22 protein-coding genes and 2 tRNA genes are annotated in these 22,869 nt (G+C 63.3%); 7 read left to right on the top strand and 17 right to left on the bottom strand.

The genetic code is table 11. The features are described from left to right. Window positions 1–9: 9 nt before the first annotated feature. From VI340_RS01715 to VI340_RS01780, 14 genes are all read right to left on the bottom strand, one after another. The gene (locus VI340_RS01715) at window positions 10–522 is read right to left on the bottom strand and encodes a DUF5813 family protein (protein WP_008310907.1); all 513 of its coding nucleotides are present in this window, start codon (window positions 520–522) and stop codon (window positions 10–12) included. A 384-nt stretch (window positions 523–906) separates the two neighbouring features. Beyond that, window positions 907–991, bottom strand: a tRNA-Leu gene (locus tag VI340_RS01720). Between the two features lie 149 nt (window positions 992–1,140). Beyond that, window positions 1,141–1,665, bottom strand: a complete 525-nt coding sequence (locus VI340_RS01725) for a DUF7529 family protein (protein ID WP_008310904.1) — start codon at window positions 1,663–1,665, stop codon at window positions 1,141–1,143. 37 nt (window positions 1,666–1,702) lie between these two features. After that, entirely contained in the window at window positions 1,703–2,110 is a 408-nt protein-coding gene (locus tag VI340_RS01730) for a DUF7555 family protein (RefSeq protein WP_336357646.1), read from the bottom strand. Then, window positions 2,103–3,440, bottom strand: a complete 1,338-nt coding sequence (locus VI340_RS01735; protein ID WP_008310900.1) for an ABC transporter ATP-binding protein — start codon at window positions 3,438–3,440, stop codon at window positions 2,103–2,105. The genes VI340_RS01730 and VI340_RS01735 overlap by 8 nt, the downstream gene beginning before the upstream one ends. After that, on the bottom strand, window positions 3,433–4,653 hold the full coding sequence (locus VI340_RS01740; RefSeq protein WP_336357647.1) for an ABC transporter ATP-binding protein: 1,221 nt from the start codon (window positions 4,651–4,653) through the stop codon (window positions 3,433–3,435). The genes VI340_RS01735 and VI340_RS01740 overlap by 8 nt, the downstream gene beginning before the upstream one ends. Further along, window positions 4,650–6,107 carry an ABC transporter permease gene (locus tag VI340_RS01745; RefSeq protein ID WP_008310896.1) on the bottom strand — a complete coding sequence of 486 codons (1,458 nt, stop codon included), beginning with the start codon at window positions 6,105–6,107 and terminating at the stop codon, window positions 4,650–4,652. Before VI340_RS01745 ends, VI340_RS01740 begins: the two co-directional genes overlap by 4 nt. Continuing rightward, window positions 6,107–7,147 carry an ABC transporter permease gene (locus VI340_RS01750; RefSeq protein WP_336357648.1) on the bottom strand — a complete coding sequence of 347 codons (1,041 nt, stop codon included), beginning with the start codon at window positions 7,145–7,147 and terminating at the stop codon, window positions 6,107–6,109. Before VI340_RS01750 ends, VI340_RS01745 begins: the two co-directional genes overlap by 1 nt. Before the next feature lie 110 nt (window positions 7,148–7,257). Further along, window positions 7,258–9,108 (bottom strand): ABC transporter substrate-binding protein, encoded by a 1,851-nt coding sequence (locus VI340_RS01755; RefSeq protein WP_336330639.1) that lies wholly within the window; start codon window positions 9,106–9,108, stop codon window positions 7,258–7,260. 265 nt (window positions 9,109–9,373) lie between these two features. After that, window positions 9,374–9,715 (bottom strand): ferredoxin, encoded by a 342-nt coding sequence (locus VI340_RS01760; protein WP_336330599.1) that lies wholly within the window; start codon window positions 9,713–9,715, stop codon window positions 9,374–9,376. 57 nt (window positions 9,716–9,772) lie between these two features. Continuing rightward, on the bottom strand, window positions 9,773–10,558 hold the full coding sequence (locus tag VI340_RS01765) for an MOSC domain-containing protein (protein WP_008310890.1): 786 nt from the start codon (window positions 10,556–10,558) through the stop codon (window positions 9,773–9,775). A 39-nt stretch (window positions 10,559–10,597) separates the two neighbouring features. Then, on the bottom strand, window positions 10,598–11,146 hold the full coding sequence (locus tag VI340_RS01770; RefSeq protein ID WP_008310888.1) for a peptidylprolyl isomerase: 549 nt from the start codon (window positions 11,144–11,146) through the stop codon (window positions 10,598–10,600). Window positions 11,147–11,312: 166 nt separating this feature from the next. Further along, window positions 11,313–12,245, bottom strand: a complete 933-nt coding sequence (locus tag VI340_RS01775; protein ID WP_336357649.1) for an alpha/beta fold hydrolase — start codon at window positions 12,243–12,245, stop codon at window positions 11,313–11,315. A gap of 57 nt (window positions 12,246–12,302) precedes the next feature. Next, window positions 12,303–13,388: an anthranilate phosphoribosyltransferase gene (locus VI340_RS01780; RefSeq protein WP_336357650.1), complete on the bottom strand. Its 1,086-nt coding sequence runs from the start codon at window positions 13,386–13,388 to the stop codon at window positions 12,303–12,305. Between the two features lie 109 nt (window positions 13,389–13,497). On the opposite strand from VI340_RS01780, the gene ahbB reads away from it, so the two are divergent. The 3 genes from ahbB to mptA all read left to right on the top strand — a co-directional run bounded on the left by ahbB (window position 13,498) and on the right by mptA (window position 16,236). Then, window positions 13,498–14,535: a siroheme decarboxylase subunit beta gene (gene ahbB, locus VI340_RS01785; RefSeq protein WP_008310881.1), complete on the top strand. Its 1,038-nt coding sequence runs from the start codon at window positions 13,498–13,500 to the stop codon at window positions 14,533–14,535. Between the two features lie 74 nt (window positions 14,536–14,609). Continuing rightward, window positions 14,610–15,209: a response regulator gene (locus VI340_RS01790; RefSeq protein WP_049942967.1), complete on the top strand. Its 600-nt coding sequence runs from the start codon at window positions 14,610–14,612 to the stop codon at window positions 15,207–15,209. Window positions 15,210–15,306: 97 nt separating this feature from the next. Further along, complete coding sequence (mptA, locus tag VI340_RS01795) at window positions 15,307–16,236, top strand: GTP cyclohydrolase MptA (protein WP_008310878.1); 930 nt, start codon at window positions 15,307–15,309, stop codon at window positions 16,234–16,236. A gap of 142 nt (window positions 16,237–16,378) precedes the next feature. Here mptA and VI340_RS01800 read toward each other — a convergent pair whose 3' ends face one another. Both VI340_RS01800 and VI340_RS01805 read right to left on the bottom strand, forming a co-directional pair. Further along, the gene (locus VI340_RS01800) at window positions 16,379–17,185 is read right to left on the bottom strand and encodes a TrmB family transcriptional regulator (RefSeq protein ID WP_008310877.1); all 807 of its coding nucleotides are present in this window, start codon (window positions 17,183–17,185) and stop codon (window positions 16,379–16,381) included. A gap of 76 nt (window positions 17,186–17,261) precedes the next feature. After that, window positions 17,262–18,875, bottom strand: coding sequence for a DUF255 domain-containing protein (locus tag VI340_RS01805; protein ID WP_336330594.1), 1,614 nt, complete (start codon window positions 18,873–18,875; stop codon window positions 17,262–17,264). 81 nt (window positions 18,876–18,956) lie between these two features. Between VI340_RS01805 and VI340_RS01810 the strand changes: the two genes are divergently transcribed. The 4 genes from VI340_RS01810 to VI340_RS01825 all read left to right on the top strand — a co-directional run bounded on the left by VI340_RS01810 (window position 18,957) and on the right by VI340_RS01825 (window position 22,385). Then, window positions 18,957–20,333 (top strand): cytochrome P450, encoded by a 1,377-nt coding sequence (locus tag VI340_RS01810; protein WP_336357651.1) that lies wholly within the window; start codon window positions 18,957–18,959, stop codon window positions 20,331–20,333. 73 nt (window positions 20,334–20,406) lie between these two features. Beyond that, entirely contained in the window at window positions 20,407–20,973 is a 567-nt protein-coding gene (locus VI340_RS01815; protein WP_008310874.1) for an FxsA family protein, read from the top strand. An 81-nt stretch (window positions 20,974–21,054) separates the two neighbouring features. Next, a tRNA-Ile gene (locus VI340_RS01820) sits at window positions 21,055–21,128 on the top strand. Window positions 21,129–21,527: 399 nt separating this feature from the next. After that, window positions 21,528–22,385 (top strand): hypothetical protein, encoded by an 858-nt coding sequence (locus VI340_RS01825; RefSeq protein WP_008310873.1) that lies wholly within the window; start codon window positions 21,528–21,530, stop codon window positions 22,383–22,385. Here the strand turns inward: VI340_RS01825 and VI340_RS01830 are convergent, their stop codons facing one another. Beyond that, window positions 22,386–22,802, bottom strand: a complete 417-nt coding sequence (locus VI340_RS01830) for an arsenate-mycothiol transferase ArsC (protein ID WP_336357652.1) — start codon at window positions 22,800–22,802, stop codon at window positions 22,386–22,388. Window positions 22,803–22,869: the final 67 nt, after the last annotated feature.

Below are 22,869 nucleotides of genomic sequence, written 5' to 3' on the forward strand. Positions count from 1 at the left end.
ACCGTATAGCTACAGCGGCGTCCCGCCGCGGGTGCCTTCGCTCCCGCCGGTACTCGCCGAATCGAGCAGGTCAGCCACGACGCCAACGTAGTCGTAGCCGGGAATGACGCCCTCGACGTACGTCCCTTCGACGTACTCGACGAAGGTCTTGGCAACGTCTGCGGCTTGCCGTTCGCCGCCCATCGTGTACCCGAACGTGACGACGACCTGTTCGTCGTCCTCGACGACGCTGTAATCGTCCAGTTCGACAGATGTCCGGGTCGCTTTCGGCGCGTCCTCGAGCCGCCGCTCCAGTGTCTCGAACCAGCCGTCGATGACGGCGTCACCGACCTCGTCGCTTGTCGCGGCCTGTAGCGACGGCGCTCTAACCGTCACCTCGTAGTTCGTCCGCCACTCCTCGCCCGCAGTCGCGGTCACACGACCGTCGAAGTTCGTCGTCTCGACAGCGTAGCTATCCCCGGCCGGGACGAGCGCATCGTGTCGGTCGAACGCTTCGGCAACGTCGTCTGGCACATCAGTCATTACGCCGGTATAGGCCACAGACGTGCAAAAACGCGTCGTGTCCGGTTCGTCTCCGTTCGAATTGCTAGCCACTCGACGCTACTGTCTGAGCGTCACACCCGAATCTGTGACCGACGCAGCTGTGCCACATCTGTGCCAAGTCAGGCTGTCAAGTGTGTCACAGATCAGCGGCCAAAGTTGTCTCTTGTGGACTACTGTAGCGACTATCGCAGGCGCACAGCGTCCGGTGGCAATCTGCACCCCACTCGCATCGCTCCTCGTGTCCACTCGTCGCAGAATCCGAGGGATGGGATTCGAACCCGATGCAAATCCTCACTTCGTTCGGATTTCCGTGATTCGAATCCCACGATGACATTCGTTGCTCACGGATTGTTCGCAACAGAATGCGAGGGATGGGATTCGAACCCACGGACCCCTACGGGAGCGGGTCTTAAGCCCACCGCCTTTGGCCAAGCTCGGCTACCCTCGCGCAGATTGAACTCTGCGGGGGCTAGTGAATGGTCCTTTCGGTCTCGGACTGCGAGGTGTCCTATCGCGTCCCACCACAGTCAGGTCGGCGGAACTCGATAGCGACCGTGACACACTGATTCAGCTGTCACTTCCCCTCAGACACCCGCCCTACTCCTCGACTGGGAGCCTGTCGGTCGGGAGGAACTTCGTCCGGTCGGCGTGGTCGAACGTTGCGACCGGCGTCCCGTCCAGTTTCCTGAGCAACGTCTGGAACGTCGCACCGTCGTTCGCGGCGGTAACCGCGTTCCCGGCATCCTGGAGTTTGTACGCGCCAGCGATGAACAGCGAGGCGGCGTCCGGATCGAAGTACTCGACGGCCAGAAACACCTGCTGCCCGACCGTCCGCCGGTACACGTCGTACGCTTCGAGGGGGTTCGATTCGACCAGCCGCGTCACTTCCTCGGCCTTGTTACCCGGAATGACGAACACGAGTTCGAGTCCGTCACCGTCGTCGACTGTCTGCAGGCCCGCGTCCCCGGCCGGGACGACGACGGCCTCGCGGCCGTTAGCGCGCCGCTGGTCAGCCAGCGCCTGTGTCTCTTCCAGCGTCTGTTTCCACGATGCTTTGCGGTCGTCCGAACCGGCGGCAAGCCGTTCGAGGTCGTCTGTCCCCTCGCCACCTGTCTTAACCATATCCTGTCGTTACGCCCGCGGGAGGTAAATGGTGGTGTCACTGGACGCCGAAGACGACCTCCATGCTCAGTGAAAGCCCGAGGACGAACAGACTCGCGACGAAGAGCTTCACCGGCGGTGAGAGCCGGTCTTCGGGCGGGGCGAGCGTGTCGAGTGGCGGCACGACGCGGGCCAACACCGACTCGAACGGCGTCCGCTCCCGCGCTGACACGCCGAACGACACGCCGGACTCATCAGACTCGTCGGAATCGAGGGACGGCGCGCGCCACAGGGTGATCGATGCGTAGCCGAACAGCGCGAAGCCGATAAAAAACAGCACGAACTTCACCGTCACCCAGCCACCGCCACGGAGCGGCGAGAGCACGCCACCGATAAGCGTTGCTGTGAGTGTGACGCCGAGGGCGTACCACAGCAGATCGAGTACCTTCCCCGCCAGGTTATCCATCGTGCGTGTCGTAGCCACGGCGACGCAGTTCTTCGCCGGGAGCGTCGTGGTCCGTCGCGTGCCGGTGACAGAAACTCGTCCGTCTGTCGTCGACATCGTAGTACTGCGGCGTTTCGGTGTCACACCGACTGCCGAACGCTTCCTTGAGGTAGGCCCGTGCAGCGTCGGGGTCTCCATCACTGAGATACGTCACAGCCTGTTCGACGTGCTCTCGCACGTCCGGCGGGAGGTCCACGTCGCTGAACTCCTCGTCGACGATCTCATCGCCGTCGGCCAACGCGGTCTCGAACCCGAGCCGTTCCTTGAGCCGCTCACCGATCGACTGTTCCGCGCGGGACCGCTCACGAATGACGTCACGGAACTCCCGGATACGGTCCCACACTTCGTCGCTAGCGTCTATGTCTTCGGGCCGAATCCGGACGGGACACCGCGTTGCGAAGGGGCACCCCTCCGGCGGGTCCCGTGGACTCGGCGGTGAGCCAGGCAGGGTAATCCGGTCCGCCTGGGCCGTCGGATCCGGTTCCGGAATCGCGGACAGCAGTGCGCGCGTGTAGGGGTTTTCCGGGTTCTGGAACAGCTGTTCCGTCGGCCCGACCTCCATGAGGTTCCCGAGATACATCACCCCGACGCGGTCACAGATGTGCCGGACCACGCTCAGGTCGTGCGCGATGAAGAGGTACGTGAGACCGAACTCCTCCTGAAGTTCCTCCAGCAGATTGAGTATCTGGGCCTGGACGGACACGTCGAGTGCCGACACGGGTTCGTCGAGGACGACGAACTCCGGTTCGAGCGCGAGTGCCCGAGCGATGCCGATACGCTGTCGCTGCCCGCCGGAGAACTGGTGGGGATACCGGTAGTAGTGCTCCGGCATGAGCCCGACCTCGTCGAGCAGTGTCCGCACCTTCTCCCGACGCTCGCGGGCCGTCCCCTGTTCGTGGACGTCCAGCGGCTCGCGGATGATCTCGCCGACAGTCATCCGGTCGTTGAGGCTCGATTCGGGGTCCTGAAACACCATCTGGGCGTTGCGGCGCCACTGCTTGAGGTCGCCGCCGCTGAGTTCGGTTATATCGGTTCCATCGAAGGAGACCGTCCCGGACGTGGCGGTCTCCAGTTGGATGAGCGTCCGACCGAGAGTCGTCTTGCCACAGCCGGATTCACCGACCAGCCCGAACGTCTCGCCGCGCGCGATCTCGAAGTTCACGCCGTCGACGGCTTTCACCGGGTCCCCACCGAACAGTCCACCGCCTTCGTAGTACGTCTTCAGGTCCTGCACATCGAGCAACGTCTCGCCGGTCTGGTGTGACACAGTATCGACGATTGATTCACTCATCTGTGTCACCTCCCTCCAGTTGTCCGCCGGTGTCTCCGGCACTGTGGCTGTGGCCACCATCAGCCCTGGCATCGCTGTCTTCGGACCCGGCCGGGCCGGTATCCTCACCGGCTTTTCGGCGCTCAGCCGGCCAGTCGTCCGCCGACAGCGCTTCGCTTGCCTCGGCGCCCGTCTGGTCTGCGTTCTCTTCGTGGTGTGTCACAGTGTCGTCGGTAGGCATATCTTCGGGATACAGGAGACAAGCGGCGGTGTGGTCTGCTGATTCGCCGACCTCCACATGGGCGGGATGGACCCGCTCACACTCGTCGAAGCCCTTCGGGCACCGGCTGACGAACCGGCAGTACGACGCCGATTCGTGTGGCGTCGGCACGTCCCCTTCGATAGTGGGCAGCCGATCCGTACTGGGGTTCCGACCGGGAATACTCTGCAGTAGTCCCTGCGTGTATGGGTGGTGTGGGTTCGCGAACAGTTCCTCTACGGGTGCTTTCTCGACGACTTCCCCGGCGTACATCACGGCGACGCGGTCGGCGACCTCCGCGATGACGCCCATGTCGTGCGTAATGAACATGATACCGATGTCACGCTCCGTCTGGATTTCCTGTAGCAGGTCCAGAATCTGGGCCTGAATGGTGACATCGAGCGCTGTCGTCGGCTCATCACAGATGAGCAGGTCGGGGTCACAGGCCAGTGCCATCGCGATGACGGCTCGCTGGCGCATCCCGCCGGAGAACTCGTGGGGGAACTCGTCCACACGCCGTGCCGCGTCGGGGATGCCGACTGCACGCAACAGTTCGATGGCTTCCGACTTGGCTTCGGTGCCTTCCATACCACGGTGGAGCTCCAGCGCCTCGATGATCTGGTTCCCGACAGTGTACACCGGGTTGAGCGAGCTCAGCGGGTCCTGAAACACCATCGCGATGTCCCCGCCACGAACTGACCGATACTGCTTTTCCGAAAGCGTCGTCAGCTCTCTCCCGTCTAATCGGATAGACGACTCCTCGCGGATTTCGCCCGGACTGTCGACCAGTCCCATTATCGAGCGTGCGGTGACACTCTTGCCAGAGCCGGATTCGCCGACGATACCGAGCGTCTCGCCGCGCTCGATGTCGAACGAAACGCCGTCGACAGCGCGGATCTCCTCTCGCTCGCTGTGGAACACGGTTCGGAGGTTGTCAACGGCCAGCAGCGGTTCGCCGTCGTCGGTGTGGCTCATCCGCCACCACCTCCGGCGGCCGCGCCAGTCGCACCGCCTTCGGCACCCTCACTCTGTGGGTCGATAGCGTCACGAATCCCGTCGCTGAATGCGTTGAATCCGGTGACAACCAGCGTAATCAGGATGCCCGGGATGAGCGAGATGTGCCAGGACTGACTGGCGATGTACTGCTGTCCGATGTTGATCGCCCGCCCCCACTCGGGAGTCGGGGCGGTGATCCCGAGTCCGAGGAACGACAGGGCAGAGACGGAAATAATCACGCCACCGAGCGTCAGGGAGGCGTAAACCAGGAGATAACCGAGGATATACGGTGCCATATGTTTCCGCATAATCACAGTGGGTCGCTGGCCGTAACTCTTTGCCGCGTCGACCCACTCCTGTTCGCCGACCTGTAACGCAGGGCCACGGACCGCTCGCCACAGCCCCGGCCAGCGTATCAACGCGAACAGGAGGATGAACAGCATGGCCCCGCTGTATAGCTCTGCTATCCAGTGGTTCCTGAACACCACCGTCGCAAGAATCACCAGCAGCAATGCTGGCATTGCCTGGACGGAGTCACTGGTCAGCACCACGATGAGGTCGGTCACCCCCTTGTAGTAGGCGGTAACTAATGCCAGCGTCGTTGCGATAAAGCCCGCAATCGCCATCGACCCGAGTCCGATGAACAGTGACACCCGTGCGCCGAACGCGAGGAAGGTGAACAGGTCCTTGCCGCTGACGAGCGTTCCGACAGGGTGGAACCGCCCGAAGTCGTCGTAACTCCAGATTCCGACGTTGCTGTCCCCGCTACCGCGGGAAGCGGAACCGAGGTTCGCTTCACCGATGGTAATCGTTTCGACCGTCTCCGTGTCCTCGTTGTAGTACTTCATATCGTGGGAGTACGGTCCCTCGATATTCTCTTCGGCCGTGGTTGGGCCGACAACGGGCGCGAACGCGGCCATCGTAATGAAGAAGACGACGACAGCGAGTCCGAACAGTCCCCAGTAGTGGCTTCGGAGTCGGTCGATGACGTCGTCAGTCGGCGTCCAGTTAGCGGCGCGGTAGTGTCGGCGGAAGAGCACGTAGCCGTACCACAGCCAGCCCAGCAATGCTGCAACGTATGCATACACAAGCAGGAAGCGGATGAGCCACGCGTACTTCGGCTCGAGGCCGAGGAAGGTTCCCTGCCAGGCGCTCCCGTCGTAGTACCCTCGGTTGGGTACCAGTTCGCGGCTCAACAGATGCGGCAGTTCGCTGAAGAAGGCTGACGCACTGGCGAACGCCTCGGCGCCGGGCGCTCCCGGGAGCAACGCGAGTCCGGCGCCTATCGCGCCGAGCAGCCCGTCGAGGTACGTCGGGCCTTCGAGCAGTAACAGGACACAGAGCCCTGCCGCCCACAGTAATGCCGGTCTGGGGTGTGCTTTGAGTCGGTCTCTTAACGGCTGATCGATGTCGTCGGTGAGTTCTGTTTCCATCATCCGTCGTACCCCACACGCGGGTCGATAATCGTGTACGCGAAGTCCTGTACGATGTTCAGGCCGACAATAAGCAGGATGAACAGGTACATCAGTGTGCCTACAAGCGGCAGATCACCCTGTTCTGCCGCCCGGAAGAACAGGAGGCCGATGCCGTTGATAGAGAAGACAGTCTCGACGAGCACTGACCCGCCGATCAGGATGAACGCTTCCGCAGTGATGACCGGCACGAGCGGGATCAGGGCGTTCCGGAAGATGTGCTTCCACACCAGCACTCGCGGTGAGACGCCTTTGGCCTTGGCCGTTTCGACGTACTTCGAGTTGATTGTCTCAAGGACGGCGGTTCGGCCGATGCGCATCTCTGTACCCATCGACGCGGACCCGAGCACCAGTGCGGGCGGCAGTATCTGTTTTGTCGCTTTCGCGAGGTTAGTCCATGCCTGTCCCGGGTCAGTTAACAATCTCGTTGGGTTCTTGAGTACCGCGAGGTTCGGCGAGGTCACGACGTTGGTCTCCACGATGAAGCTGGTCCAGCTGAACCCGAACAGCTGTTCCGACTGCGAAAGCACCGTAACCAGAATCACCGCAAGCCAGAAGTTCGGCATCGCTCGCCAGACAATCCCACCGAAGGAAGCGAAGTAGTCAGAGAACGTATTGGGATTCAGGCCGGCGTAGAAGCCGAGCGGGATTCCGATACCGAGGGCGATCAGGACCGCCCAGAACCCGAGCCAGATCGTCCGTGGTGCGTAGCTGATGATGAGGTCGATGGCCGGCGTTCCGGAGTTGATGACCCACGATTGGCCCAGATCAAACAGGAACAGATTACTCATGAAATCGAAGTACTGCTCCCAGAGGGGGTCGTTCAATCCCAATCGCTGCTCGATCTGTCGAATCGCGCGCGCATCGCCTTGCGGCCCGAGGATCGCCGCCGCGGGGCTGAGCGGCCCCAGCCGGATGATTGCAAACGTTACTGTCGTCCCGAAAATGATAACGGGGATTGACAGAGCCACGCGCTTGAACAGGTATGTGAAGCGGCTCATGGCTTGTCTTGTCTCGGTTGTACGGGTGTTTGTGAGTTCATAATCTTTGAGGGCTGCGAACTTGGTACCGTCACCGGGTGTGACGGAAACGAAACGCTAGCGGGACGGGACTACTCTCTCTCTCCGAGAGACACAGTGTTCATCTTCTGTCGGCTCGGCCCCATCCCGGCCGGCGGGGTAAAGTCGACGTGGTCGTACCAGAACAGCTCCCTCAGCTCGTGATACACCGGCAGCATTGCGACGTCTTCCCAGTTCGCGTTCTCCAGTTTGATATACGCTTCGTTCCGGGCAGCCTGGGCTTCTTCTGTCGGTGCCGGGTTATCGCTGAGCGACTGGTACGCCTCCTCTGCCTGCTGTGCGGCGTCGCCGTTCTCCGGTAGCCAGTTGACGTAGGAAATCGGGAAGTCGAGGCTCGTATCGGTCTGTGGCGGGTTCAGCAGCTGGAGGAAGTTGTCCGGGGCGGGCCAGTCGGCGACCCAGCCAAGCGAGTACATCTCTAGCTCGCCATTGCGGCCGCGTTCGAGCAGCGTGTTGAACGGCGCCTGATTGACTTCGAGGTCGATGTAGACGCTCTGAAGCTGGTCCCGGAGGATGCTTGCCGTTTCGCTCCAGACACCGGACTCGTAGATCGTCAGCTCGATGGCGACACGCTCGTTTTCGCCGTAGCCGGCCTCTTCCATCACCGAGCGGGCCTGGCCGAGCTGGCTGTCGTCGTAGCCGTACGGGTACTCGTTTTCGGCGCGGTCGTTGTAGTTTTGCGCACCGCCGGGGAAGATAGATTTCGGCGTGAAGTTGTACGCGGGCTCGCCGCGCTGTTTGAAGACCTGCTCGACAACGGTGTGCTGGTTCATGGCGTACGCGACGGCCTGGCGGACCGGCTTTGGCACGCTGGCCATGTTAAAGCCGAGATAGAACACACCGATGTTCGATACACCGGAGTAGTTGGCCGTCGCACCGTTACGCAACTCGCCGTAGGTTCCGATCTGACGACCCTGGTCGTCTTCTTCCTCGACGGATACCTTCCCGGGGTCGTACTGCGCCGTGGGGAGCTCGAAGATGTCGGCATTGCGGTTCATCGCGTAGTTGTAATTGGCCGAATCGTTCTCGATGACCGCAAAGTGGACGCCGTCGACGTTCGGGCTCTCGCCGTAGTAGTCGTCGTACGCACTGACCCTGGCCTCAGTTCCGGAGTCCCACGTATCGAACTCGAAGGGACCGTTCCCGATGGGGTTCGAACTGGAGAACTCGCCCTGGCTCACCTCGCCGTCGTACCCTTCGATGTCGCCGACCATGCCCTCGGGAACCGGTGAGAAGGAGGAGTACGCGAGCATCTCCAGCGTGGAGGCGAACGGCGCGTCTAGCTGGATCTCGAGCGTTGTTTCGTCAACGGCCGTGACGCCGAGTGTCCCGGGCTCGTACACTTCCTGTTCTTCGCCGTCGACCGTCTCGGTCGTCGTTTCGTGTGTGACGCCCAGCGAGTCCAGAACGAAGTAGGCACGACTGGAGTTGTCAGATGCAGTCAGCCGCTCGAACGCGTAGACGAAGTCACTGGCGGTTACGGTGTCCCCGTTGTGGAACGTCGCGTCCTTCAACTGGAACGTATAGGTCGTGAAGTCGTCGGATACTTCGTAGTCCGCAGCCATAAGCCCCTCTACAGCGGGCTGGCTGTTGGGATAGTTCATCAGCGGATCGAACATCTGCTGGATGACGATCCCCGACTGGGTGTCGGTCGCCTCAATCGGGTCCATCGTCGTCATCGTCCCCGTATTGACTCGCCAGAGGTCACCGTCCTCTTTCAGGTCGGTCCCGACATCGCCCCCACTGCTGTCCGTCGAGTCCATACCGTCTCCGGTCCCCGCCTCGTCCTCAGTTCCGTCACTGTCACTATCACTTGAACATCCCGCCAGTGCTGCGGCCGCCGCAGCACTGCCCGTCGCTTTCAGAAACGATCGACGCTCCATGCTACTTGAACGTGGCATATTGATACCCAAATTGCCCCCCATAAATAGAAGTTATGTCATACAGTAGCTTGAAATATTAAACTGCTTGCATCAAGAAATTCAGTTTATTATCTATAGTAATCTTACATGATATATCCTGTGGTGGCTGATTTCTGGGGGCGGAGATTCACCCCCGCAGAACCGAGTTCTCGGTGTCGCTGACCGCGCGCACGGGATACTACTGGACTGATAGGTGGCAGTAAAGCTGTCGCTATCAGAAACTGCGCTACCAGTCGACGGAGAGTGACCCGTCGCCGTTCGGGTCCGGGGCGATCTCTTCGTTCGTTCGCCGGTCGATGACGTGGATGATGCCCCGGTCTTTCTTCGCCGGGCAGGCCTCCGCGGCCGCGATGTTGTGATCGAGGTCCTCCTCGTCGATGAAGTAGGCCTCGGGCTTGGCGATGCCGGTGTCTAAGTCGAGCGTCCAGTTGCGTGACTTCTCGGCGCACTTGCCCGCGCCGAAGCACTTGTTGGCCTCGAAGATGATCTTGTAGGGCTTCTCCTCGACCGGGGGGCCGTCCTGTTCGCCGAACTCGCTCGGGTCGACGGGGTCGTCCGCGTCTGCCATTACTCCTCGTTCGAGGCGGACCGCCTTTCGATTGTCGGTCTCGGCCGCGTTCGCCCGCTACGTCTCGTCCGTCGACACGACCTCGACGAGGTCCCCGACGGCGAGGTCCGTACCGCGGTCGCCCTCGGGAACGCGGGCGATGAGCATCAGGGTGTAGAAGTGATCGAAGGCGTCCCGGTCGGCCCACTCCGGAAACGTCTCTCGCCGGCGTTCGATGAACCGCTCCCGGAATTCCGGGGTTTTCCTACCGGTGTCAGGGTCCCGCTGGGGGACGACACAGCGACCGCAGGGCGTCACCCCTTCGAAGCGGACGCCGCCGGCCCGGAAGGCAGGAGCGTCCGTACCGACGAAGCGGTCCTCCCAGAACGCCGGAACGCCGCCGATTTCGACGTTCGCGCGGAGCCGCCGTCGCAGCCCTTCGACGGTCACGTCGTCGAACCACGATGCCACGGTCTCAAGCGTCGCAGTGCTGATGACCGACGGTCCCATCTCCCGCCGGTCGACGTATCCGAGCGTTTCGTCGCGCTCGACGGTCAGGTCCACGTCGAAGAACGCGCTGAGCCACTCGGCTGCTCGGGCGCGGTCATCCGCATCCCGGAGTTCGAACGACACGCTATCGCCATCAGTGGTGACCGACAGCGTTCCCGTTCCAGTGTCGTAGCTGGTGTCGGTGTCGTGGACGCGGTCGGTCCGCTTCCCGTTGACCACGTCGCCGTCGGCATCGAACATGGCGAACTCGCGGTCGTGCGCCAGCGTCCCGCCCGGGCGGATCGATACAGAGTCGCAGTCCATGCCGTCCAGTGCCTTGACGGGGTAGACGGTGAGTCGCTCGACGTGTGCCACTATCGGTTGCTCGCTCGGAACAACGAAAACGTTGTGTGGTTACCGGTGAATCTCGACGGATTCGAGCAGCATCTCCTCGGTCGGTGCATCGTTGCGGTCGGTGTCGACGCTGCCGATGGACTCGACGACCTCCATCCCGTCGATGACCTTCCCGAAGACGGCGTGTTTGCCGTCGAGGTGGGGCTGGGCGTCGAGCGTGATGAAGAACTGCGAGCCGTTGGTGTTCGGGCCGCTGTTGGCCATGCTGAGGACGCCCGGGCCGTCGTGGCTGAGTTCGTCGTGGAACTCGTCGTCGAAGGAGTAGCCGGGGCCGCCGCGGCCGGTGCCGGTCGGGTCGCCCATCTGGATCATGAAGTCCTTGATGATGCGGTGGATGTCGATGTCGGTGTACAGTGGGTCGATGCGCTTCTCGCCGGATTCGGGGTCTTCCCACGCACCGGTCCCCGGGCCGACTTCGGTCCCGTCGTAGTCGTCGGCGCCTTCGGCCAGGCCGACGAAGTTCTCGACGGTGGTCGGCACGCGCTCGTCGTACAGTTCGACTTCGATTTCGCCCTCTGTCGTGTGGAGGGTCGCAGTCAGGTCACTCATACTCAATCGGAGGGAAGCCCGGCAGAAAAGCTTGCCCACTGACCGAGAGTTCAAGTACCGATACGAGGCCATCGCCGCCATGATCTGAGTAGCCGTCGCGTGGCGGGTCGCGGGAGCCCGACACGTCGCCACGCCAGCGGGAGTGTCGGCTGTTCGCTATTCCGGGCTACGGCAGGTGTGACAGTAGCAGCTTCGACACCTGCTCGGGGGCGTCGAACTGAACCCAGTGGCTCGCCGCCGGGAGCCGCTTGACTCGACAGTCCGGGACCCACTCGTCGAGGTCCTCAGTCAGGGCGAGCGAGAGCGCGTCGTCCTGAACACCCCAGATAAGGAGCGTCGACGCTGTCACCGGCTGGTCGCCGATGCCGCCTGCTGTGAGCGTCAGCTTTGCGTTCCGTCGGCCGAGTGCCCGGTAGTAGTTGACCGCGGCCGTGCGTGCGCCCGGCTGCCCGAGCGCCCGCTTGTACCGCGTCACGTCGGTATCGGTGAAGGCGTCGGGGCGGGTCGGCCCGTCAGCGAGGATGCGCTCCAGCACGGTGCAATCCTTCCAGCGGAGGCTGGCCTCGGGAAGGACGGGAAGCTGAAAGAACAGCACGTACCAGGACCGCAGAACCTGGTCGAGCGAGCGGCGGAGCTCTCGCTCGTACGCTGACGGGTGGGGTGCATTCAGGACCGCTAGCTGGTCGACGATATCGGGACGGTCGATGGCGGTCTGCCAGGCGATGACGCCGCCCCAGTCGTGCCCAACAACGTGGGCCTGTTCGTGGTCGAACGCCGAAACGAGGCCCGCGACGTCGGCGACCAGTTCGTCGATGTGGTACGCCGCGACGCCGTCGGGTTTGTCGGAGTGATTGTACCCCCGGAGGTCCGGCGCGACCACACGGTAGCCGGCGTCGGCGAGCGCCGGTATCTGGTGTTTCCACGCGTACCAGAACTCTGGAAAGCCGTGCAACAGGACGACGAGGTCACCGTCCGGCGGCCCAGCGGTCACGGTGTGGAGCCTGATACCGTTGGTGTCGACCAGCTCGTGGACGCCGGGTGTTTCCGATGCGGGTACTGTCCACGCAGTGCTGTCACGAGCGCTGGCGTGTTGTCCCATCAGAATCACTTCGCCCGCTCGGTAGAAGTGGGTTCCGCTCCGTACCCCGTCGCCGGATTAGAAGGCCCGGAGGTCGTCGAGTATCTCCGCTGCGCTGCCGTCAGCAATCGCCTCACGGGCCTGTTCGAGGCCGTCCCGAATACTGTCGGCGTCCTCGCGGGCGTAAATGCGGAGGGCGGCGTTGAGCGCGACAGCGTCGGCGAAGCCGTCCTCGCGCTCGCCGGCCAGCACGGCCTCGGTTATCGCCGCCGACTCCCCGGCTATGTCGTCGACCTGCAGGTCCTCGCTTTCGATGTCCATCCCGTACTCGCCGGTACGGATTTCGAAGTCCGCGATGTCCTCGTCGTCGGACTCCTCGTCGGTAACGGGCCATTCGGCCACGACCGTCTCGCCGGGGCGAACGTCGTCGTAGCCTTCCATTCCCTGGAAGAACAGGGCGCGCTCGACGCTGCTGGTCTCGGACTGGACGAGCGTTCGTACCATCTTCTTCGCGAAGGCCAGATGGTAGAAGCTGCCGAGATGTACGCTGGCGTTGGCCGGGTTCGCGAGCGTCTCGACGGTGTTGACGAAGGTCCGGACGCCCATGTTGTCGCGGCGCTCGAACAGGGTGTCGATGCCGGGATTGAACGCCGGCTGGTAGTAGAAGCCGAAGCCGACCTCGTCGACCATATCGGCGCTTTCGCTCGATTCGATCTCCGTTCGGACGCCCAGTTCGTCCAGAACGTGCTTGTAGGCGTCCTGTTTCTGCGTGGGGACGCGGTCGCCGGAGTGAACGACAACGGGCGTGCCCGCGGCGGCGGCGACGACGCCCGCGGCGACGCCGAGAATCGCGGACCGACCTTTGCCGTCGTAGTTGGCCCCGCAGTCGACCGGGTCAGCGTCCGGAGTGGCTGTCTCGACCGATTCCTCGGACATCACGTCGACATAGGCAGCCAGTTCCTCTGGGGTGTTGCGCTTCCAGCGGTTGGCGAGCCAGAACGCGCCGAGCGTCGTGTGGTCGGGTTCGTCGCCGAGGATGCGTCGGAACGCCTCCCGGGCCTGCGTGCGGGACATATCGTCGGCCGATTTGTGACCGGAGCCGACGACTTCCGTCATGAGTCGTTTGAGCGGCCATTCGCCGTACTCCCGGGTCGCTTGCGCCATGGAAACGTGTTCGGGCCAGAGTTCAAAAGCCCCTGCGTTTCGTTCTCAATTTGCGGGAACTGGCTGTGGTCCCGAAAGGGATACACCATTACACTCCTAACGAGGATCAATGAGTCTCCAGTCGGGCGAATGGCGCGAGCGCATCGACGAGGTGGACGCCGCGCTCATCGACGAGTTCCAGAGCGACTTCCCGATTCAGGACCGCCCCTTCGAGGCTGTCGGTGACGCACTGGGTGTTTCGGCAGAGACAGCACTTGATCGGGTCAAAACGCTCCGTGACGACGGCATCTTCCGTCGCTTCGGCCCGGTTCTGAATCCGCCGGTCATCGGCTCTTCGACGCTGGCCGCTGTCAGTGCCCCGGAGGACCGGTTCGACGAGGTGGCCGAGATCATCAACGAGTACCGGCAGGTGAACCACAACTACGCTCGCGACCACGAGTGGAATATGTGGTTCGTTGTCACTGCAGGCTCCCGACAGCGACGCGACGAGATTCTGGCCGAGATTGAGGAGCGAACCGGCTGTTCGGTGCTCGTCTTACCGATGTTGACAGACTACTACATCGATCTGGAGTTCCCGGTCGTCAACGGCGACCGGTTCGCCCGGGAGAGCCTGGAGACGACTGACGCCAGCGCAACCCGGATAAGCGAGGACGCCGCCGTCGACCTCTCGGAACTGGACCGGCGATTATTGCTCGAAATCCAGAGTGGGTTCCCGCTCGTCGCGACGCCCTACCGGGACGTGGCGGACGCTGTCGATGCCGACGTGTCCGAAGTACTCTCGGCTATCAAGCGACTCCAGCGAACCGGCTGTATCAAGCGCATCGGCTGTGTCGTGAACCACATCGTCACCGGGTTCGACAACAACTGTATGGTCGTTTGGAACGTGCCGGACGACGCCCTCGACGAGCGGGGACAGGCAGTCGGGGAACTCCCCTACGTCACGCTCTGTTATCACCGGCCACGCCGCCCGGAGCAGGACTGGCAGTACAATCTCTTTACCATGATTCACGGGCGCGAAGCGAGTGTGGTCGACCAGAAGATAGACGAACTCGCCACCGAACACCTCCCCTACGAACACGACCGACTCTACTCGACGGCGACGCTCAAACAGACCGGAGCGCGGTACGACGATATCGTCGGCCAGTAGGGCCTGGATAATAAGGTAGACGGGCTTGTGACAGCCGGAATCCTTTTGCAATTCTGTTCTAAACATGCTAGCTAATGACAATGGGTCGGCAAGCGACAATCCTCGTCGTTGACGACGAACCAGCCGTGGCCGACGTGTACGCGGAACAGTTGCGGGACCGGTACACAGTCGAGACGGTATACAGTGGTGAGGCCGCCCTTTCGAAGCTCGATTCCGCAGTCGACGTTGTCTTGTTAGATCGGCGGATGCCGGACCTCTCCGGCGATGAGGTGCTGTCGGCGATCCGTGAGAAACGCTACGATACGCGCGTAGCCATGGTGACCGCGGTGGACCCCGACTTCGACATCATCGAGATGCCTTTCGATGACTACGTCCTCAAACCGGTGTCGAAGGAGGACCTCTTCGGGACAATCGAACAGTTGCTCCTGTACGCCGATTACGAGGAACGCCTGCGTGAGTGCTACTCGCTCACGGCGAAATACGCTGCACTGGAATCGTCGAAACCACAGGCCGTCCTCGACGAGAGCGAGGAGTTCGCTGAACTGAAGGCCGAACTCGCGGAGGTCCGGGCGGAGCTTGACGATATCACCGATTCCTTCGACGCCACTGACTTCGAGTTGCTGTTCCGGGACTTCGAGACGGGTGAATCGATGCCGGACAACACACAGCTCTGACCCGGTTCGGAGCGGGTCGTTTCTACGGTGGCGATGCTCACGGCGACCTTCCCACCCTTTCGAAAGCACTAACCGATTCTCTTCCATAGGAAGGGCAATGAGTCAGCAACTCCCGGACGTGCAGGCGTCGAGTCCGGACGTAACGGTCGGTCTCAATCGCGTCGGTGTGACGGGCGTCGAGAAACTCGTCAAGCTGGGGCGTCGTGACCGCGACCCCATCGTGCTCATGGCGGAGTTCGAAGTGTTCGTGGATCTGCCGTCTTGGCGAAAGGGGGCCGATATGTCCCGCAATATGGAGGTCATCGACGAGACGCTGGAGACCGCCGTGTCCGAGGAAGCCTATCGGGTCGAGGACGTCTGTGGCGACGCCGCCGAACTTCTGCTGGAGAAACACGACTACACGACGAAGGCGGAGGTCCGGATGGAAGCGGAGTACGTCACACACGAGTCCACGCCGGCCTCCGGGATGCCGACGCAGTCGACCGCCGATATCATCGCCTCGGCGACGGCGACCGAAGACGGGACGAGCGAGGAGATCGGCGCTCGCGTCACCGGGATGACTGTCTGCCCGTGCTCCCAGGGGATGTCAGCCTCCCGTGCCCGCGAGACGCTCCAGCAGCTAGATGTCGACGACGACGTCATCGAAGAGTTCCTCGAAACGAACCCGCAGGCCGGCCACTCACAGCGCGGCCACGCCACGCTCACAGTCCAGAGCGAGGGCGCGCCCGAAGTCGACCTGAACGAACTCATCGAAGTCGCCCGCGACTCGATGAGTGCCCGCATCTACAACCTCGCGAAGCGGCCCGACGAGGACCACATGACCTACGAGGCCCACAAGGACGCCAAATTCGTCGAGGACTGCGTTCGTGCGCTCGCCGAGGGCGTCGTCGAGACGTTCCCGGACCTGCCGGACGATGCCGTCGTGACGATGAAACAGTCCAACGACGAGTCAATCCACCAGCACAATGCCCACGCCGAGCGCGTGGCGCAGCTGGGCGATCTGCGGCAGGAAGTTAGCGAGGACTGAGCGCAGCGAAGTCCTCGGAAATTCGAGCGGGGAGCGCGAGACGCACCGCGTCTCGGTTACGAACGGCGAAGCCGTGAGCGTAGCGACCCGCGAGATTGCGGTCGCCGTCTGTGACGCTGGTTCTAATCCTCTGCTGACCCAGCTACGGCGGGCCGACCGGCTTCGCTTCGGCCCAGTGTTCTTCAAAGGCCTGGCTGATATCGGCAGTGAAATCGGAGTCTTTCATGTCGATGACGCCGAAGGTTTCCTCGCGGCCGAGTGGGTGTGGGACCTCGATACAGACCTCGACACCGTCGAGTAGTTCGAACGTGGTCCTGATGTTCGGGCTGGCGCGGGCGCTGTAGTTGTCGTAGTGGAAGAGGCGCTCGTAGTACTCGCGGTTGGCCTCCTCGGGAAGGCTCTCGAACAGATCCGGTCGGACGAGCAGGGACACCTCGACGCCCCGTTCCAGCGCCGCTTCGAGTTCATCGACGATCCGCTCGGTGCCGGACAGAATGTCCACTTGCCGGGCGGGTGCCGAGCCGACCATAATGATTTCGTCGTCGGCGGCAGCCAGCCGTTCGAGCAACAGGTCAAGCGAGTCGTTGGGGCCGACGGCGGCCGTCCAGAACGGCTCCTCGACGGGGTCTGCCGACTCTAGTTGTGACGAGAGGTCGTCGACGATTTCCTCGTACTGGCCGACCTTCTCCTGGAGTTCGCGCTTCTTGTCTTCGAGCAGGCGGTCGAGGGCCGTGTCCGGCTCGACGGCGACGTATTTCTTGGGTCGGCTGGCGGTCTGGCTGCGGACGAGATTGTACGTTTCGAGGCTGTTGAGCACGTCGTAGATGCGGCCCATCGGGACGTCGCTGGCCCGCGACAGTTCCTTGGCCGTTGTCGGTCCCGTTTCCAGTAGCGACCGGTATGCTCTAGCTTCGTACTCGGAGAGGCCGAGATCTCTGAGACTGGACATACCCATACATCAGGGTACGTGTGCAAAAACTTATCGGGGGTTTACCGTTTGTCCACGTTTGCTGCCGTTGTTCGTGTCAGCGTTCGCCAGTTATCGAGGCTTCGAGGTCGGTCGGCGTCGTTCCCTCGGCGACGATAGCGTCCCCGTCGAGGAGTCGCGCCGTGCCGTCGCCGTCCGGCTCCGGAACGACGGTGGTCTCGTGGTCGGCCAGTCGCAGTGCCGCGCGGTGGAGGTCGGTCCCCGCTTCGGTGCCGACCGTGAGCGTCTGGGGCTGCTGGAGGCGGGCCGCGACGCCGGCGTAGCCGGCGACCTCGACGCCCATCCGTTCGGCCGCGCCGGCGAAAGACTCGACGGCGGAAAGCGCTGCGTTACGGTACCGGCCCTCGCCGGTGAGTGCCGCGAGGTCGACCAGTGCGTCGGCCAGTTCTACCGTCGCGTCGAGCGGATGGAGCGAGCGGTTACAGAGCCCCGCGCCGCTGGCGGGTCCGTCGCGGAACGCGCCGCCGTCCTGCTGGCGGTTCTCGATGGTCCAGTCGGCGACAGCTCTGGCCGGCCCCGGCTCACCGAGGACCTGCCAGCTCGTCGTCAGGCCCTGAAGGAGCTGGGCCTGGTCCAGCAACAGGCCGGTATCGCTGTCCGCGCCGTCGTAGTGGGCGACTTCGCCGTCGTCGACGAGTGACTCACAGACAGCGTCCCGGGCGCGACTGGCGTACTGCTGGGCGCGCTCGTCGTCAGTGTAGGCAGCGACCCACAGCAGGGCATCGATGGCGAGCCCGTTCCGGTCGGCGAATACCGTCTCGTCGACGTTGGGGGACACCGTCCCTTCGCGTTCAGTCGGCTCCAGCCGGTAGTACTCGTCCGAACCGGCCTGACTCGCCGCGAACGCGTCGCCGGCCCACAGCGTCGTCGTGAGGTAGTCGACGGTCCGCTGGGCGGCGTCCCGGTACGCCTCGGTCCCGGTGTACCGGTAGCCGTGCGCGAACGCCCGGACCAGGGCGGCGTTCTCGTCCAGCAGTTTCTCGCGCCGTGGGTTCCCCCAGTTGCGCTCCGTCGAGTATCGGAAGAAGCCGCCGTCGTAGGTGTCGAGCAGGTGCGTGCGAATCGCTTCGAGTGTTCGGGTGGCCTGGTCTCGCGCCCGGACGAGAGCGAACTCGACGGTCCGTGGCAGCGGGAACTTCACGTCGGTTCCCCAGCCGCCGAACTCGTCGTCGAACGCGCCCAGCAGTTGCTCGACCATGTGCTCCTCGATGCGCGGCCGGAGCTCACCGGCCGGCGGCGATTCGTCCTGAAGCTGTCGGGGGACCGAGCCCGCCGCCGCGCCCTGTGCGTCCCACGACTCTCGCACGGAGTCCAGAATGCCGCGGAACCCGTCCGGCCCGAGGAACGTCGCGCCGGTGATAACCTCGCCGTCAGGAGTCAGAAACACCGTCGACGGGAACCCACCCATCGTGTACCGCTCGCGGACGCGCGGATTGCGGTCGGCGTCGACACGAACCGGAATGAATCCATCGTTGATGTTGGCCGCGATGCGCGGCTCGCCGTACGTGCCCCGGTCCATCGCTCGGCACTCGGCGCTCCACGGGACCGTCAGCGCCAGCAGCACCGGCTTCCCCGACTCGGCGGCGTCCTCGAACGGGGCTGTGCCCCACTCGCGCCACTCGACCTTGGTGTCGCGTGCGTATTCGTCCATACCAAGCCTGGGCGGTGGGCGTACAAAGGCCCTCTCACTCCCGGCGAAAGACCGATTGGCGGGGCGGCCCAAACGTCGGCGATGGATACCCAGCAGGCGATTCCCGAACCACCGGAGCCGGTCACGCCGGGCGACCGGCCGCCCCGTCTCGGCCGTGTCCCGTTCGTCGACAACACCGCCGCGATGTTGCGTGACCCGCTGGGGTTCTACGACCGCGCTGGTGGCCACGAGGCCGACGTAGTGGGGTACAACGTTGCCGGGACGACGGGCTGTTTCGTCTGCCATCCAGACCTCGTCGAGCAGGTGCTGGTAACCGATGCTGACGCCTACGAGAAGGGGCGACTCCTTCAGGACACCCTCGGACAGTTCATCGGCGAGGGACTGTTCTTGCTGGAGGGCGAGGAGTGGCAGCGCCAGCGGACGGCGCTCCAACCGGCGTTTTACCGGGAGCGCATCGCCGCCTACGGCGACACGATGACTGAGTTCGCTGACCGGACGGCGGCGGGCTGGAGCGACGGCCAGCGCATCGACGTGCTCCCGCACATGCAGTCGCTGACGCTGAACATTCTCGGCAAGACGCTGTTAGACGTGGACATCGAGACCACCGCTGACGCGCTGGAGCCGCTACTCGACGCGCTTCGCAAGCGGCTGGACCCGCGGTCGCTGTCGGCGTACCTCCCGCTGTGGGTCCCGACGGGAACAAACCGCGCCGTCAATCGCTCGCTGGCCGAGTTCCAGGCCACGCTCGACGACGTTATCGCTGCCCGCCAGCGCGAGAACGAGAGCGCCCGCGAGGCGCGCGACGACGTGCTCTCCCTGCTGCTTTCGCTCGACGACGAGACGATGGACCGCGAGCGACTGGGTCACCAGCTCTTGACCTTCCTCGTCGCCGGTCACGACACGACGGCGCTGACGCTCACGTACGCCTGGTTCCTGCTGGCGAACAACCCCGAGTGCCAGCAGCGCCTGCACGAGGAACTCGACGCGACGCTGGGGAACAGCCGGCCGACGCCCGATGACCTGTTCGAACTGCCGTATCTCGATGCCGTGCTGAACGAGGTCCTGCGGCTGTACCCGCCCGCGTTCACGGTGTTTCGCCAGCCGACGGAGCCGGTGACGCTCGGCGGGTACGAACTCTCGACGGACGCACAGCTCACCCTCCCGCAGTGGCTCGTCCACCGGGACGAACGATGGTACGACGCACCTGACGCGTTCCGTCCCGAGCGATGGAACGACGACCTCGAAGCGTCTCTCCCGGACTACGCGTATTACCCCTTCGGCGGTGGCCCGCGCCATTGCATCGGCATGCGCTTCGCCCGGATGGAGGCCAAACTCGCGCTGGCGACCATCGCCCAGCAGTACGCTGTCGAACCGGTCACCGAACTGCCGCTGTCGCTGGCGATGCAGATTACGCTGAGCCCCACAGAGCCCATCGAGGTCCGACTACGGGACCGCTGACCCGCTACCCCGGTGGCCGACAGCCGGGTCCCGCTCTCGAAAGGCGTTTGGGGGCGGGCCTGCAAGCAGTGGTATGCTCCGGGTCATCGGGCTGTTGCTGCTCATCCCGCTGTTCGACATCGTGTTGCTGGTGGCACTTGCAACAGGAGTTCTATTTCCTGTTCCACCGCTTGTTCTCATCGCGCTCGTCGTCCTGACGGCGCTCGTCGGCATGCTGCTGGTCCGCGCCGAAGGCCGTGCGACGCTTCGGAAGATCCAACAGCGGCTCGCCGTCGGCGAACTCCCCACCGACGAACTCATCGACGGCGGCCTTCTCATCGCCGCCGGCGCGTTCTTCCTCACGCCCGGCCTGGTTACGGACTTCGTCGGCCTTCTGCTTGCGGTGCCGTTCACCCGCTACCCCGTCCGTGCCGCCACACGCCGCTGGGTCGTCCGGCCCTACATCGACGCCAAGACCGGCGGTTTCGCCAGCGGGCAGGTGTACATCGGTGGCTTCCCCGATGACGAAGGCGGCCCCGCTGGACCCGGTCCGACCGGTCCGGAGGGCGGCCCCGGTCCGGGCTCTGGTTCCGGTTCCGGCACCTCCTTCGACCCAAACGACGCCACCGACGTCGACTTCGAAGACAACGACGAAAACTGAAGCCCTGACGCGGTTTCACATCCCCAACCGCCCGCGAAACGTTACCCTTTTCAATACCCCTCGGGTACAGATGAATGCGTCGGGCCAATAGCTCAATCAGGTTGAGCGCTCGGCTGATAACCGGGAGGTTCGCGGTTCAAATCCGCGTTGGCCCACTATTTCTGCGCCACACAACGAGGAACGGAGTGACGAGTCTGTGCCGCATGAATCGTGTCTCCGAGCGGATTTGAGCCTTGGAAGTCGCAGCGGACGAACGCAGTGAGTCCGACCGTCTTCCTCCGGTTCAAATCCGCGTTGGCCCATACCGAGTTCTTCCCGTTCCTGACTTTACCAGAACCGGATCCACAGCGCCGTAGTTCGTCTATTTCGACGGAATTGAAAAGTGCCGTTGAAGGAAGTATTTGTCAACTCGCAAGGGAACCTTGCGGACCCTGCCGCCGTCTGGCGTTTACTACGGCTCAGGCTGTGCTCACGAGTGAGGCGTGTCTGCACGATTCCGACCGCGAACAAACACACCCGGAAAACTTTCCTTCCGGTTGCCTGTCAGTAGCTGTATGCGACGACGCCAGTTCCTCGCGAGCGGAACAGCCCTCCTCTCGGTTGCTGTCGCCGGCTGCGGCCATCCCGCCGTCGTGCTTGACATGGACGACGCGACAGCGGCCGACATCGCCGACGAGGTTTCGATGTCGCCCAGCCCCGAGTCGGCGGAGTACACGGTCGCCTCGGAGGCCGTCGAAAACGGTTCTGCGATGCGCCGGGGGCGATACGAACTGTTCGACCAGACCGATACCGTCCGGATCGACGATGCCTTCTACGAAGTTTCGGAGACGGCACTCGAAAGCAGCGACGTGACGGTGTACGAGGTCCGAATCGATTTCGATCCGGCTGATTCGACGGCTGAGATCGGCGATATCGCCTACGAAGAGCTACCGACGGCGGACCGCCAGCGCCTTGATCCGATCATCTCGGATGACAACCCACCCACCGGGGACGGGTACGACGTGGGTGTCGGGTACGGAACCGCCGAGGAAGTGGGTGACGGGTCGGTGTTCGTTCCGGAGCGCCAGTACGATATTATCGTCCACGACGGCGACCGCTATCGGGTTACGGTCAGTACACGAACGACAACAGAGACCGAATACCGGTACGAGGCGACGGAAGTCGCATCGGATGTCGACTCGTTCGCCGACCAGATTCGAGACCAGTACCTGTTCACCCTTTCAGGCCTTTCCGAAGCCGAGCGAGAGGTCGTCGAGGAGGCCATCGACGGCGGCTACTTCGAGGACAACGAAGCCTTCGAGTCGGTCACTGACCGCATTCGGGAGCACGAGGGAATCGAGGTCACGGACAGCTACGGGACGTGGTTACTGGAGTACGAACAGGTCGAGTATCTCACGTACGTCGAGTGGTAGCTATCCGGTGTACTCGTCGAACAGGTCGGCGACACGCTTCTCTATCTCGTCGCGGATTTCCCGCACCCGCTCGACCGACTGCCCGTGTGGGTCGTCTAGCGCCCAATCGCGCACTGCGACGTCGGCGTCGAGTTCGAGCGTCGAACATCCCATCGTCGCAACGACGGTACAGCCGTTGAGTTCGTCGTCCGAGACCGGTCGCGGGACCCGGTCAGACAGATCGATGCCCAGTTCTTGCATGGCTTCGACGACTTCCGGATGCACTTCGTCCGCGGGGTCTGTGCCGCCGGTCAGGATTTCGACCTCGTCTTCGAGTCCGCGGCGGGTGCGTTCTCGCTCGGCAAACGCTGCGGACATCTGACTTCGGCCCGCGTTCTGGACACAGACGAATCCGAACTTCAGGGGCGTATCAGTCATCGCGTAATAGTTCCGAGCGAGCGGAATAACCCTTCCTAAGACCGCTATTGTGGTCTATATATCCGAG

The organism is Haloarcula sp. CGMCC 1.6347, assembly GCF_037078395.1.
Classification (GTDB): domain Archaea; phylum Halobacteriota; class Halobacteria; order Halobacteriales; family Haloarculaceae; genus Haloarcula; species Haloarcula amylolytica.